This is a genomic window from Neobacillus rhizosphaerae, from assembly GCF_050477885.1.
In the GTDB taxonomy this organism is placed as follows: Bacteria; Bacillota; Bacilli; order Bacillales; family Cytobacillaceae; genus Neobacillus; species Neobacillus rhizosphaerae_A.
Genome location: NZ_JBCNAC010000036.1, coordinates 1 through 14,327, shown reverse-complemented (window position 1 = coordinate 14,327; position 14,327 = coordinate 1). Strand labels below are relative to the sequence as shown.

Annotated in this window: 14 protein-coding genes; all 14 read left to right on the top strand. The window is 38.1% G+C overall.

Annotation, left to right across the window (positions count from 1 at the left end):
• Positions 1–91: 91 nt before the first annotated feature.
• The 14 genes from accB to spo0A all read left to right on the top strand — a co-directional run bounded on the left by accB (position 92) and on the right by spo0A (position 14,253).
• Positions 92–595 carry an acetyl-CoA carboxylase biotin carboxyl carrier protein gene (accB, locus tag ABES03_RS05060; protein ID WP_430115702.1) on the top strand — a complete coding sequence of 168 codons (504 nt, stop codon included), beginning with the start codon at positions 92–94 and terminating at the stop codon, positions 593–595.
• A 14-nt stretch (positions 596–609) separates the two neighbouring features.
• A complete protein-coding gene (gene accC / locus ABES03_RS05055; RefSeq protein ID WP_430115701.1) occupies positions 610–1,965 on the top strand; it encodes an acetyl-CoA carboxylase biotin carboxylase subunit in 1,356 nt (451 codons plus the stop codon).
• A gap of 18 nt (positions 1,966–1,983) precedes the next feature.
• The gene (locus ABES03_RS05050) at positions 1,984–2,391 is read left to right on the top strand and encodes an Asp23/Gls24 family envelope stress response protein (protein ID WP_430115699.1); all 408 of its coding nucleotides are present in this window, start codon (positions 1,984–1,986) and stop codon (positions 2,389–2,391) included.
• Between the two features lie 217 nt (positions 2,392–2,608).
• The gene (gene nusB / locus ABES03_RS05045) at positions 2,609–3,007 is read left to right on the top strand and encodes a transcription antitermination factor NusB (RefSeq protein ID WP_430115698.1); all 399 of its coding nucleotides are present in this window, start codon (positions 2,609–2,611) and stop codon (positions 3,005–3,007) included.
• Positions 3,008–3,044: 37 nt separating this feature from the next.
• Positions 3,045–3,905, top strand: a complete 861-nt coding sequence (gene folD, locus ABES03_RS05040; protein WP_430115696.1) for a bifunctional methylenetetrahydrofolate dehydrogenase/methenyltetrahydrofolate cyclohydrolase FolD — start codon at positions 3,045–3,047, stop codon at positions 3,903–3,905.
• A gap of 122 nt (positions 3,906–4,027) precedes the next feature.
• On the top strand, positions 4,028–5,386 hold the full coding sequence (gene xseA / locus ABES03_RS05035; protein WP_430115695.1) for an exodeoxyribonuclease VII large subunit: 1,359 nt from the start codon (positions 4,028–4,030) through the stop codon (positions 5,384–5,386).
• A complete protein-coding gene (locus tag ABES03_RS05030) occupies positions 5,376–5,609 on the top strand; it encodes an exodeoxyribonuclease VII small subunit (RefSeq protein ID WP_430115693.1) in 234 nt (77 codons plus the stop codon). Before xseA ends, ABES03_RS05030 begins: the two co-directional genes overlap by 11 nt.
• A gap of 3 nt (positions 5,610–5,612) precedes the next feature.
• A complete protein-coding gene (locus ABES03_RS05025; protein WP_430115691.1) occupies positions 5,613–6,506 on the top strand; it encodes a polyprenyl synthetase family protein in 894 nt (297 codons plus the stop codon).
• Between the two features lie 180 nt (positions 6,507–6,686).
• On the top strand, positions 6,687–8,582 hold the full coding sequence (gene dxs / locus ABES03_RS05020; RefSeq protein ID WP_430115690.1) for a 1-deoxy-D-xylulose-5-phosphate synthase: 1,896 nt from the start codon (positions 6,687–6,689) through the stop codon (positions 8,580–8,582).
• 3 nt (positions 8,583–8,585) lie between these two features.
• Complete coding sequence (locus ABES03_RS05015) at positions 8,586–9,425, top strand: TlyA family RNA methyltransferase (protein WP_430115688.1); 840 nt, start codon at positions 8,586–8,588, stop codon at positions 9,423–9,425.
• Between the two features lie 146 nt (positions 9,426–9,571).
• Positions 9,572–10,021, top strand: coding sequence for a transcriptional regulator AhrC/ArgR (ahrC, locus tag ABES03_RS05010; RefSeq protein ID WP_307286860.1), 450 nt, complete (start codon positions 9,572–9,574; stop codon positions 10,019–10,021).
• Between the two features lie 15 nt (positions 10,022–10,036).
• Complete coding sequence (recN, locus tag ABES03_RS05005; RefSeq protein WP_430115687.1) at positions 10,037–11,725, top strand: DNA repair protein RecN; 1,689 nt, start codon at positions 10,037–10,039, stop codon at positions 11,723–11,725.
• 124 nt (positions 11,726–11,849) lie between these two features.
• On the top strand, positions 11,850–13,139 hold the full coding sequence (spoIVB, locus tag ABES03_RS05000; RefSeq protein WP_430115685.1) for a SpoIVB peptidase: 1,290 nt from the start codon (positions 11,850–11,852) through the stop codon (positions 13,137–13,139).
• A gap of 322 nt (positions 13,140–13,461) precedes the next feature.
• On the top strand, positions 13,462–14,253 hold the full coding sequence (gene spo0A / locus ABES03_RS04995) for a sporulation transcription factor Spo0A (protein ID WP_413308947.1): 792 nt from the start codon (positions 13,462–13,464) through the stop codon (positions 14,251–14,253).
• The last annotated feature ends 74 nt before the right edge of the window (positions 14,254–14,327 follow it).

Genomic DNA, 14,327 nt, shown 5'->3' with positions numbered 1-14,327 from the left:
AAACAATTTAACTTATTGAACTTTTACTAAGTATTATCGTATAGTATTAGTAGCTAGTCCTAATTAAAGTGTTACAAGGGGTGTTACTCAAATGTTAAAAGTACAAGAAATTCGTGAATTAATTAAATTGGTAGACCAGTCTAGCATTGATGAATTTGTATATGAAAATGAAGGCTCCAAAATTCAAATGAAGAAAAATGCTGCAGCGGTGGTAACGACAGTTCAACCGGTTCTACAAGCTGCGCCTGCACCTGTTCAAACAGCATCAGCTCCAGTTGTTGCACCTGCTGCCGTAGCAGAAACAAAACAAGAAACACCTAAAGTGGAAGCGACAAACCAAGCTGATACATCTAATCTACATAAAATTACATCACCAATGGTTGGTACTTTTTATGCTTCGCCAACACCTGATGCAGATGTTTATGTAAAAGCAGGAGATAAGGTATCAAAAGATTCTATCGTATGTATTGTTGAAGCGATGAAATTATTTAATGAAATTGAAGCTGAAGTAAATGGCGAAATTGTTGAAATACTAGTTAAAAATGGTCAATTAGTAGAATACGGACAGCCTTTATTTTTAGTAAAGCCTGAATAAGGAGCGATAACAGGATGATAAAAAAACTGTTAATTGCAAACAGAGGAGAAATTGCAGTAAGAATCATTCGGGCCTGCAGAGAAATGGGTATTGAATCAGTTGCTGTTTTCTCAGAAGCAGACCGTGAAGCATTACATGTTCAATTGGCAGATGAAGCCTACTGTATTGGACCTAAAACATCAAAAGATAGTTATTTGAACGTAACAAATCTTATCAGTGTAGCAAAACTGACTGCCTGCGATGCTATCCACCCAGGGTATGGATTCTTGGCGGAAAATGCCGATTTTGCAGAGCTTTGCAGAGAATGTAATATCATTTTTGTCGGGCCAAGTCCAGAGGCAATTACCAAAATGGGAACGAAGGATATTGCAAGAGAAACTATGCGAGAGGCTGGAGTACCAATCGTTCCAGGTTCAACTGGAATAATTAATGAAATCGAGGAAGCTCTGGAACTTGTCGAGAGAATTCAATATCCAGTTATTATTAAAGCAACTGCAGGTGGTGGCGGTAAAGGAATCCGCGTCGCCAAAAACGAACAAGAGTTAATTAAAGGCATTTCGATTACCCAACAGGAAGCGATGACAGCTTTCGGTAATCCGGGTGTTTATATTGAAAAATATATTGAGGATTTCCGACATGTAGAAATTCAAGTCCTAGCTGATACCTACGGCAACACGATCCATTTAGGTGAACGCGACTGCACAATCCAGCGCAGACTGCAAAAACTTCTTGAAGAATCACCTTCACCAGCACTTGATGGTGAAATTCGTGAAGAAATGGGTAATGCAGCAGTAAAAGCTGCGAAAGCAGTTGATTATTCGGGTGCTGGCACGGTAGAATTTATATATGACTACCGCAATCGTAAGTTTTATTTTATGGAAATGAACACGAGGATTCAGGTTGAGCATCCCGTAACAGAAATGGTCACTGGAATAGACCTCATTAAAGAACAAATTCGTGTGGCACAAGGCGAGAAGCTAACAGTAAATCAACAGGATGTTACATTTACTGGCTGGGCAATTGAGTGTCGGATTAATGCAGAAAATCCGGAAAAGAACTTTATGCCTTCTGCTGGTAAAATTAATATGTACCTACCGCCTGGCGGATTAGGTGTGCGTATTGATTCAGCGGCATATCCAGGGTATACTATTCCGCCTTATTATGATTCCATGATTGCGAAAGTTATCACATATGGCAGCACTAGGGAAGAGGCAATTTCCAGAATGAAACGTGCATTGAGTGAGTTTGTTGTAGAGGGAATCCATACAACGATTCCATTCCACTTAAAGTTACTTGATCATGAAACATTCGTTGACGGACAATTCAATACGAAATTCCTAGAATTGTATGATGTGATGAAGACTATCTAATATCTGGAGGTGTTTCGAATGAGCGAATTTAGTGTGTTAGAAATGGACCAAGGAAATAACGGTCATGGTAAAATTGAAATTGCTCCTGAAGTGATTGAAGTGATTGCCGGCATTGCTGCTTCTGAAGTAGAAGGTGTTGCGGGCATGAGAGGCAATTTTGCAACAGGCGTTGTAGAACGATTAGGCAAGAAAAATCATGGTAAAGGCGTTAAGGTCGAACTGACTGAAACAGGGATTAAGGTGGATGTCTACTGTATGATGAAGTTTGGTGTATCCATCCCTTCTGTTGCTGGAAAAGTCCAAGACAATATTCGTCAAGCATTACTAAATATGACTGCTTTAGACGCTGAAGAAGTGAACATTCATGTAGTTGGCATTCAATTTGAAAATCAAAAGCATGAGTCAGAAGTAGATCAAGAAGTATAACCTGCGAAAACCAAAGGAGAGATTCCTTTGGTTTTTCTATTTATCTAACTATTCTAATAAAATGTGGAAATTCGAAAAAAATGAACCTTACAGTGCGAATCCAATTTAGTTATGCTATTATCTTTTTATGTGAAAACTATCTTAAAGTTGAATTTCTGTACTATGTATGAAAAATAGACAAAAATTATTTAATATATCTAAAGGAGTTAACGTTATAATGAAAAGAAGAACAGCAAGGGAAAAAGCGCTACAGGCTCTGTTTCAAATCGATGTAAGCAATACTGATCCATCATTAGCTATTGAACATGTATTAGAGGGGGAAGCGGGAGACGAATATTTATCAAACCTAGTTATAGGAGTAGTAGAACACAAAGAAGAAATTGACAAGCTAATAATCGAAAACCTTGAAAAGTGGTCTTTGGATCGTTTGGCAACAGTGGACCGAAACTTATTGAGAATTGCTGCATATGAATTAAAGTTTTATCGAAATGAAATTCCTGAAAATGTTATTTTAGATGAAGCCATTGAGATAGCTAAAATTTACGGGGATGACCAATCAAGCAAATTTATTAATGGAGTTCTTTCAAAGGTGAAACAAACGCTTCTTGCCAATTAATTGATTGGTTTCACTCCTAGCATAGGGAGAGTTGAAAATGACAGCCACAATTATTAATGGAAAAGAGATCGCCGAGAAAAAAAGAGTAGAAATTGCTGAAGAGGTTAAAAGGATAAAAGGGCAAGGGGTCACACCAGGGTTAGCGGTTATCCTTGTCGGTAGTGACCATGCTTCTCGAACATATGTAACAAATAAAGAAAAGGCTTGTAAACAACTAGGGATGAATTCACTATTAATTGAAATGCATGAGGAGGTTCCAGAAGAAGAACTACTTCAAAAGATTAATGAGTTAAATGAAGATCCTGAAGTACATGGAATTTTAGTTCAATTGCCTCTTCCTAAACATATCGATGAAAAAAAGGTGATTGAATCCATTTCCCCGTTAAAAGATGTGGATGGGTTTCATCCTATAAATATTGGCAGGATGATGACAGGACAGAATGCTTTTCTTCCTTGTACACCATATGGGATTATGGTTTTACTTGAAGAGTCGGGCATATCCATTTCAGGTAAGCATGTTGTGGTGGTAGGGCGAAGTAATATCGTCGGGAAACCAGTAGGCCAATTATTCTTAAATCAGCATGCAACAGTCACATACTGTCATTCAAAAACCAGGGACTTAAAGTTACATACCAATCAAGCGGACATCCTTGTTGCTGCAGTTGGCATTCCAAACTTCATAAAGGCTGAACATGTCAAAGAAGGTGCGGTTGTTATCGATGTAGGAATTAACAGGAATGAGGCAGGTAAGCTTTGTGGGGATGTTGCTTTTGAAGAAGTAAGTAAAAAAGCAGGATATATTACTCCAGTTCCAAAGGGAGTAGGTCCCATGACGATTACCATGCTCATGTACAATACCTTAAAGTCAGCCGCTGAAAGTCTAAACCGTAATAAGTAGGTGCTTGTCCTTATCTTTTATTCTTTTTGTTCTTTTTAAGTCAATCTTTCTGACAAAAAAAAGAGCGAAATGTATAATGGATAAGGACAATTTCAGCTAATCAGCCGAAAAGAGGATTAGAAATGCAGGAACAAAGATATTTATCTGTGAATGCTTTAACCAAATACATAAAAAGAAAATTTGATGTGGATCCCCATTTGCGAGATATTCATGTAAGAGGGGAGATTTCAAATTTTAAACAGCATTCGAGTGGACATATGTATTTTACCTTAAAGGATGAGAAAGCTCGGATTCTTGCTGTGATGTTCTCCAGTCAATCACGTCTTATGAAATTTTCTCCTGAAAACGGGATGAAGGTAGTTGTAAAGGGTGATATCTCTGTATACGAACCAAGCGGACAATATCAAATTTATATTAAGGAAATGCGGCCAGAAGGTATTGGGGAATTGTTTTTAGCCTATGAGCAGTTAAAACAGCGTCTTGAAGCAGAAGGGTTATTCGCAACTGAAACCAAAATGCCTATACCTGCGTATCCAAGAACAGTTGGTGTAATTACTTCACCAACAGGTGCTGCTATTAGAGATGTCATTACAACTATAAAACGACGCTATCCCATTGCAAATATTCTCGTTTTCCCAGCACTTGTGCAAGGTGAAAATGCAGCTCCTTCCATTGCAAAGGCAATTGAAAGGGCAAATACCATGAACGAAATTGATGTATTAATTGTTGGACGTGGCGGAGGCTCCATAGAGGAGTTATGGGCCTTCAATGAAGAATTAACAGCTCGTGCGATTTTTTTATCTAAAATCCCAATTATATCTGCTGTTGGTCATGAAACGGACTTCACAATTGCCGATTTTGTGGCGGATTTAAGAGCTCCTACTCCTACAGGTGCTGCAGAACTTGCGGTTCCACATATTGAAGAATTAATGGACAGAGTACTTCAACGGCAAACCCGTCTGCTTCGTGCCATGAAGGGGAAATTTCAATTTGAGAGTGAACGATTAAATCGTGCGAAAAAATCCTATGCTTTTCGTTACCCACAGCGTTTATATGAACAAAAATTGGAACAGGTTGACAAATTAACAGAGATGCTTGTGCGTGGAACCTCGAGATTATCTTTAATAAAAAAAGGGCAGCATGATGTCCTATATAAACGGTTACAACGGAACCATCCAAGAGAAATACTCCTTGAATCAACAAGCCGTCTTGAGCGTTCTCAAAAAGAAATGAACCGATCAATGACGCAAATATTAACAAGGAAACAAAATGATTTTAATCGGGTGCTATCGACCTTACAAGCATTAAGTCCATTAAAAATCATGGAACGTGGGTATAGTTTGGCTTATTCGGAGGATAACCGATTGGTGAAAAGTGTAGAACAGGTAAGCGTGAATGAACAGGTACAAATTCAATTAACTGATGGTAGTCTTTTTTGTAAAGTGGAGAATATAAAGGGGAGCGAAAAAAGTGACGAATGAAAAAAAGTTAACCTTTGAAGATGCAATGACAAAGTTAGAACAAATCGTAGATAAACTTGAAGAAGGCGATGTACCTTTGGAAGAGGCGATTCTTTTTTATAAAGAGGGGATGGAATTATCTAAGCTTTGTCATGATAAATTGAAAAGTGTGGAAGAGCAGCTTACTCAAATCATTACGGAGGATGGACGTAAAGAGAATTTTTCTATTGAAGAGGAGGAATAAGACTTGGAAACTAGGGCTTTAGAAACATTTGCGCAAGAGTATAAACAACTGCTTGAAGATGAGCTTCGAAGGCTGGTTGAAAAGCTTAAGGCTCCTCCTATTATTAAAGAATCAATGATTTATTCTCTTGAAGCAGGAGGCAAAAGAATTCGCCCATTATTAGTGTTTGCTACTTTAGATGCGTTTAGAATGGATCCTAAAAAAGGGCTGTTAGCTGCTGCTGCAATTGAAATGATTCATACCTATTCCCTAATCCACGATGATCTACCAAGTATGGATAATGATGATTTAAGAAGAGGAAAACCGACCAATCATAAAGTTTTTGGCGACGCCATCGCGATTTTAGCTGGAGATGCCTTATTAACTTATAGTTTTGAAGTAATAAGTCAGCTTCCTACCGACGTTTTCTCAGCTGACACAAAGCTTAAATTAGTTATTGAATTGGCAAAAGCAGCTGGAACGGAAGGGATGGTTGGTGGACAAGTGGCAGACATGGAAGGGGAAGCAAAATCACTTACCCTTCAAGAGCTGGAGTATATACATATTCATAAAACAGGTAAGCTGCTTGGTTTTAGTGTCTTGGCTGGAGGGATTATGGCAGGTGCTAATCAAGAACAGCTTCATAACCTATCAGGGTTTGCCCATCATCTGGGACTTGCATTTCAAATTCAAGACGATATCCTCGATTTAGTTGGGAATCAAGAAATAATTGGTAAACCTGTAGGAAGTGATACCACCAATCTAAAAAGTACATATCCTCAATTGTTAACCTTAGAAGGTGCGCGAACAGCTCTGAAAGACCAAATCACCTCAGCGAAGGAAAATCTGGAGAGAACAGGCTTAAATACCCAACTTCTAATTGAAATCACTGATTTAGTAGCATCTAGGGATCACTAACAAAGGCTATTTGAGGCATTGAACTATGTGTGTTATAATTATTTTCAATGTAGAAAACGTTGACATTGCCGTTATCACTAAGTGTTAGCGGCTATTTTTTCAGGAAAAGTGTTATGATAAATAGTAAGAAATTAACACTGATGTATAGATAGAAAAAGTATGAAAGTGAGTGGTCCAAAAATGGATCTGTTATCAATTAAAGACCCATCCTTTTTAAAGGGATTGACAAATAAAGAGTTGGAGGCTTTAAGTCAGGATATTCGTCAATTCTTGGTCGAAAAGCTGTCTGTGACTGGAGGCCATATTGGACCGAATTTAGGAGTAGTTGAACTAACAATTGCTTTACATAAATGTTTTGACAGTCCTAGGGATAAGATAATCTGGGATGTAGGACATCAGTCCTATGTTCATAAAATCTTAACCGGTAGAGCATGTGAATTTGATACTTTACGGCAATATAAAGGCCTTTGTGGCTTTCCAAAACGTATTGAAAGTGAACATGACGTTTGGGAGACAGGGCATAGCTCAACCTCTCTATCTGCAGCTATGGGGATGGCGATTGCCAGGGATATAAAAAAGGAAAAGTCTTTTGTTATTCCTGTGATTGGGGATGGTGCCTTAACAGGTGGAATGGCACTAGAAGCACTAAACCACATCGGCCATGAGAAAAAGGATATGATCGTCATATTGAATGATAACGAAATGTCTATTGCGCCTAATGTTGGAGCATTACATAATATCCTAGGTCAATTGAGAACAGCAGGAAAATATCAATGGGTGAAAGACGAACTAGAAGTGATATTGAAAAAAGTTCCTGCTGTTGGTGGAGTTCTTGCAGCAACTGCTGAACGTGTAAAAGATAGTCTTAAATATTTATTTGTTTCTGGCATGTTTTTTGAAGAACTGGGTTTTACTTATTTAGGACCAATTGATGGTCATAACTTTGATGACTTATTTGAAAACCTTGCCTATGCGAAAAAAACAGAAGGTCCCGTACTTCTTCATGTGATTACGAAGAAGGGAAAGGGATATAAGCCTGCAGAAAGCGATAAGACGGGTACATGGCATGGCACGGGCCCATATAAAATGGATACAGGTGATTTTGTAAAGCCGGCGAAAGCACAGCCACCAGCATGGAGCAGTTTGGTTAGTGAGACCGTTCGTAAACTCGCTCGAGTGGACGATAGAATAGTTGCCATTACCCCCGCAATGCCTGTTGGATCAAAGCTAGAAGGTTTTGCTAGTGAGTTTCCTGATCGAATGTTTGATGTAGGGATTGCTGAGCAACATGCTGCCACGGTTGCTGCAGGATTGGCTACGCAAAATATGAAGCCTTTTCTAGCTATTTATTCTACTTTCTTACAGCGTGCGTACGACCAGGTCGTACATGATATATGCCGTCAAAACTTGAACGTATTTATTGGAATAGACCGGGCAGGTTTAGTAGGCGCAGATGGTGAAACACACCAAGGTGTATTTGATATCGCCTTTTTAAGGCATGTTCCTAATATCGTTTTAATGATGCCAAAGGACGAAAACGAAGGTCAACATATGGTATATACAGCGTTAAATTATGATGATGGCCCTATTGCAATGAGATTTCCACGTGGAAATGGTGTAGGAGTACCGATGGATGAGGAATTTAAAAAGATTCCAATAGGCACTTGGGAGGTTTTAAAAGAAGGGGAAGATGCAGCTATTCTAACCTTTGGAACAACGATTCCAATGGCGATGGAAGCGGCTATGATTCTTGAAAAACGAGGGATCTTTGTAAAGGTCATAAATGCTCGGTTCATTAAACCTCTAGATGATAAGATGCTATTAGGTTTGTTAGAAAAAAATATCCCTCTCCTTACTGTGGAAGAAGCGGTATTACAAGGCGGATTTGGAAGCTCTGTTCTTGAATTTGCGCATGACCATGGCTATGCTCAGGCATTAATAGACCGAATCGGTATTCCAGACCAATTTATTGAACATGGGGATGTAGGGTCACTATTAGAAGAAATAGGATTAACGACTGAAGAAGTGGTCAAAAAAGTGTCCACAATGGCAAGGAAAAAACAGCAAAGGGCATAAAAAATGAAAAATAAAGAACGATTAGATGTGTTACTCGTAGAGCGAGGTTTGATTGAGACGCGAGAAAAAGCAAAAAGAGCGATTATGGCAGGGCTTGTATACACAAATGAAGAGCGATTGGATAAACCTGGTGAAAAAGTGAAGGTTGACATTCCGCTAAATATTAAAGGAAATATGCTTCCCTATGTCAGTCGAGGCGGGTTGAAACTTGAAAAGGCATTAAAAGTATTCGATGTAAGTGTAACAGGAAAGGTTCTGCTTGATATCGGTGCTTCTACTGGCGGTTTTACAGATTGTGCTTTACAAAATGGGGCAAAAATGTCATATGCACTTGACGTGGGCTACAACCAGCTTGCTTGGAAGCTTAGACAGGATGAACGTGTTGTGGTTATGGAACGGACAAACTTTCGTTATGTAACACCCTCAGATCTCGCTGGGGAAATGCCGAATTTTGCTTCCATTGATGTGTCTTTTATTTCGTTAACTCTAATTTTGCCAGTATTAAAAACACTACTGATCCCTGGTAGTGATATTATTGCGCTTATTAAACCTCAATTTGAAGCAGGCCGTGACCAGGTTGGTAAAAAAGGAATTGTTCGTGACGAGAAGGTTCATTTACAAGTCATTGAAAAGATTATTCAATTTTCCGTTGGCCAGGGGTATATGGTAGCTAATCTCTCCTATTCCCCAATTACAGGCGGCGATGGGAATATTGAATTCTTACTACATTTAAAATGGGAAGGTGAGCGGGAACTTGGTGATAGCAATCTCCCATTCGGCCCAATGGAAATAGTAAAACAAGCTCATCTAGAATTTAAAACAAAACAGACGTCAGAAGGATAGGCACTTGCTTATCCTTTTATGTATATGAATGCATTTTTATAAAGAATTTTCATGTACAACTTTAGGAAAATGGGCTAACATATGAAATATATACAACATTTTTGTACAAAATACTCTAATGTTTTTAAAGACTATGGGGTGAAAGAATGAATAAAGGTCAACGTCATATTAAAATTAGGGAAATTATTGCCAGCAATGATATTGAGACTCAGGATGATTTGGTTGATGAGCTTAAAAATGCTGGATACAATGTGACACAAGCCACCGTTTCACGTGATATTAAAGAACTTCATTTAGTAAAAGTTCCATTGATTGATGGGCGTTATAAATACAGCCTTCCAGCGGATCAGCGTTTTAATCCATTGCAAAAATTAAAAAGATCTTTAATTGATGCTTTTGTAAGGATCGATTCTGCGGGGCATTTACTCGTTATGAAATGTTTGCCAGGTAATGCGATGGCAATTGGTGCCCTTATTGACAATCTGGATTGGGAAGAAATATTAGGAACGATATGTGGTGACGATACAATGTTAATTATTTGTCGAACACCAGAAGATACAGAAGTAATTACTAATCGGTTCCTTGACATGCTTTAATTGGGGGAGAGTTCGTTGTTAGCAGAACTATCAATAAAAAATTTTGCGATAATCGAGTCCCTTTCGATTTCCTTTGAAAAGGGATTAACTGTATTAACAGGAGAGACAGGCGCAGGAAAATCTATAATTATTGATGCCATCCATTTACTGGTTGGCGGCAGAGGGTCTGCAGAATTTGTGCGTCATGGTGAGGAGAAGGCTGAAATTGAAGGGCTTTTTCAACTGGATGATCCAAATCATCCAATTATTATGAAATCGTTAGAATTTGGTATAGATATTGAAGAAGGCATGGTAGTTTTACGGCGTGACATATCACGAACCGGAAAAAGTGTTTGTCGAATCAATGGAAAGCTTGTTACAATATCAACCCTACGCGAAATAGGTTCTACTCTTGTTGATATTCATGGGCAACATGAACATCAAGAGTTAATGGATGAAACAAGACATTTATCACTGCTCGATCAATTTGGTTCTCAGGAAATCGCAGAATCACATGTAGAATATCTGGATGTCTTTCGTAGGTACGAGCACACACTACAAAAGCTAAAGTCATTAAGTGAAAATGATCAAAAAACAGCACATCGTTTGGATTTGATTCAATTTCAATTAGACGAAATACAAAAAGCCAATCTAAAGCTTCATGAAGATGAAGAGCTTTCAGAAGAAAGAAGAAAGTTAGGGAACTTTGAAAGGACGTTTGAGGCCATTCAATCGAGTTATACCGCCTTGCACGGTGAGCAAAGAGGGCTAGACTGGCTCAGTATGGTCATGGGATCTCTAGAAGATGCTGCGGCGCTTGACTCAACGTATAAAGATATATTTGAAGCTGTTTCGAATAGCTTTTACCAGCTGGAAGATGCAGCGAGAACTTTACGAAATGAACTGGATGGATTAGAATATGATCCCCAAAGGTTAAATGAAATTGAGGACCGACTAAATGAAATTAACCAGCTAAAACGTAAATATGGTAAAACGATTAGTGATATTGTTGAATATGCAGCAAAGATTGAAGAAGAAATTGAAACCTTACAGAACAAAGAAACTCATATATCAGAATTAGAAAAAGAATTAGCTTCCATCAAAAAAGACCTGATTCTAGAGGCTAAGCAGTTATCTCAAATCCGTCATAAGTGGGCAGAAAAACTTACCAAGCTCATTCATAAGGAATTGAAAGAATTATACATGGCTAAGACTATATTTGAAATGCGGTTTGAAACGGATTTAGAGCATTTCTCTAAAACGGGTGTTGACCATGTGGAATTTTATATTTCGACTAATCCTGGTGAGCCACTGAAGCCTTTGTCAAAGGTTGCTTCAGGGGGAGAATTATCAAGGATTATGTTGGCTCTCAAGAGCATTTTTTCTCAACACCAAGGAGTTACTTCTATTATCTTTGATGAGGTAGATACTGGTGTCAGCGGAAGAGTAGCCCAGTCCATTGCAGAAAAGATTTATAAGGTAGCATCTGGTTCACAGGTTTTATGTATTTCCCATTTACCTCAAGTAGCTGCCATGGCAGATACCCATTTGTTTATTTCAAAGGTTATTACTGGGGGAAGAACAAAAACTTATGTAACACCGTTGGATGTTGAAGAGAAGATTAAAGAAATAGGAAGAATGATTTCTGGAGCAGAAATTACCGATCTTACGAAGAAACACGCAGAAGAATTATTATTCTTAGCAGGTGAAAATAAAAAAACTTGAAAAGCTATCCAATAAGGGTAGCTTTTTTATGTTGAACCGAGTTATAAATGCTTGTCAAGGAGGCAAAATTAAAGATGTAGCCATTTCTTCAAAGTAGTGAAAAGAAGCGAGGAGAGTGAAAAATTTGAAGTTAGACATAATTAGAAAGATTATTGGTGGAATTCTCCTTGTTTCATTAATTAGCCTTATCTTTTTTCAGCCTATACAGCAATACCTTGCAATACCAAAAACCATTACAGTTTTTGAAGGCCAAGATTACACATTTAAAAAGGCTGCCCCGGTATCAGCCGCTATACAATCTCACAACTCAACTATCACACTTGATCAGGAAAAACATGCAGTATCGGTAAAGGCAACGGAAAAAGGGAAAAACGAAATGCTTCTAGAATTTGCTGGTATCCCAATAAAAAAGGTCGATGTACATGTTTTAAAGGACTTTCGCGTCATTCCAGGTGGTCAATCAATTGGTGTAAAGCTAAATACAGTAGGTGTCTTAGTGGTCGGACACCATTTAATAAATACAGCAAATGGCAAAAAATCACCTGGTGAAATTGCTGGAATTAAAATTGGAGACATTATCACAGAAATAAATGGGAACAAAATTGAAAAAATGACAGATGTCGCACCATTTGTCCAAACAGCCGGACAAGATGGAAAAGCTCTTGATATGGTAATTAGTAGAGAGAGTGGAAAATTTACAACAAAACTTACTCCTTTAAAGGATAAAGGAGAAAACACGTATAAGCTTGGTTTATATATCAGGGATTCAGCAGCAGGAATTGGGACCATGACATTTGTTCATCCACAATCTAAAAAATATGGTGCCCTAGGGCATGTCATCTCAGACATGGATACAAAAAAGCCAATTGTCGTTGAAGATGGACAAATTGTCCGTTCTACTGTTACCTCCATTGAAAAGGGAAGTAATGGAGATCCAGGTGAAAAACTTGCACGTTTTTCTTCTGACCGTGAAATTGTAGGAAATATCCAAAAAAACAGTCCCTTTGGTATTTTTGGTGAACTAAATAAAGATTTAAAAAATGGAATCATGGATAAACCGCTACCAATAGCATTATCCCACCAGGTTAAAGAAGGACCTGCAAAAATCTTAACAGTGGTCAACGATGACCGAGTAGAAGAATTTAACATAGAGATAGTTAGTACAATTCCGCAAAAGTTTCCAGCTACTAAGGGCATGGTGATAAAAGTTACAGACCCTAAGCTTCTTGAAAAAACCGGAGGAATCGTTCAAGGAATGAGTGGAAGTCCGATTATTCAAGATGGAAAGCTTATTGGTGCCGTCACACATGTCTTTGTGAATGATCCTACCTCTGGATATGGTGTTCATATTGAATGGATGCTAAATGAAGCTGGAATTAATATATACGAAACACCAAAGAATAAAGCAAGTTAAAATAGAAAAATAATCGCAGTTCTTCCGCGATTATATATTAGTGTCCCTTCTAGAGCGAAATAGGTAATCCTATTTTGCTTCTTCTTTTGTTTAGAAATTTTTCGACAAAAACCTGTAATTTATTGGGAAAGATGCGAATTTAGTCGAAAAGGTGAGAAAAACAGAGAAAAGATAAGATTTTATCACTATTTTAAGAAATATTAAAAAAATGAGAGGAATTTTTGTTGCATTGTCGAATTTGTAATTTAGAATAGAATTAAGAGACTACAGACATTAAGAAAAATGAGATAGAGAATTGAACAGATTGAGGGAGGAACTGGAATTGAAGAAAATCAAAGTTTGTGTCGTTGATGATAATAGGGAATTAGTTGGTTTATTAGAGGACTACATTTCGTCCCAAGATGATATGGAAGTTGAAGGGATCGCTCATAATGGACAAGAATGCCTGGAAATGTTAGCTTCTGCGGATCCTGATGTTCTTGTTTTGGATATAATTATGCCGCATCTTGATGGGTTAGCTGTGCTTGAGCGCCTGCGTGAACTAAAAAAAGGAGCACTTCCAAATGTAATCATGCTGACTGCCTTTGGCCAAGAGGATGTAACAAAAAAAGCAGTTGAACTGGGAGCGTCCTATTTTATTTTAAAACCATTTGATATGGAGAACTTAGGCAGCCATATTCGCCAGGTTAGTGGTAATGCAAGTGCATTTACCCGAAAAATGCCATCAACAAGTTACCGCTCTCATTCTGAGCAAAAGCCAAAGAATTTAGATGCAAGTATTACTAGTATTATTCATGAAATTGGAGTACCAGCTCATATTAAAGGATATTTATATCTGCGGGAAGCAATTTCCATGGTATATAACGATATCGAGTTATTAGGGTCAATTACGAAAGTATTGTATCCAGACATCGCAAAAAAATATAACACAACAGCAAGCCGTGTTGAGCGTGCCATTCGCCATGCCATTGAAGTAGCGTGGAGCCGCGGTAATATCGACTCCATTTCTTCATTGTTCGGCTACACAGTCAGTATGTCAAAGGCAAAGCCGACCAATAGTGAATTTATTGCCATGGTGGCAGATAAACTTCGTTTGGAGCATAAGGCTTCTTGAAAGGGTGAGGAATAACTTACCTAGGCCCAACCATAATAAAAGACCAATGATTGTTCATTGGTCTTTTATTATGG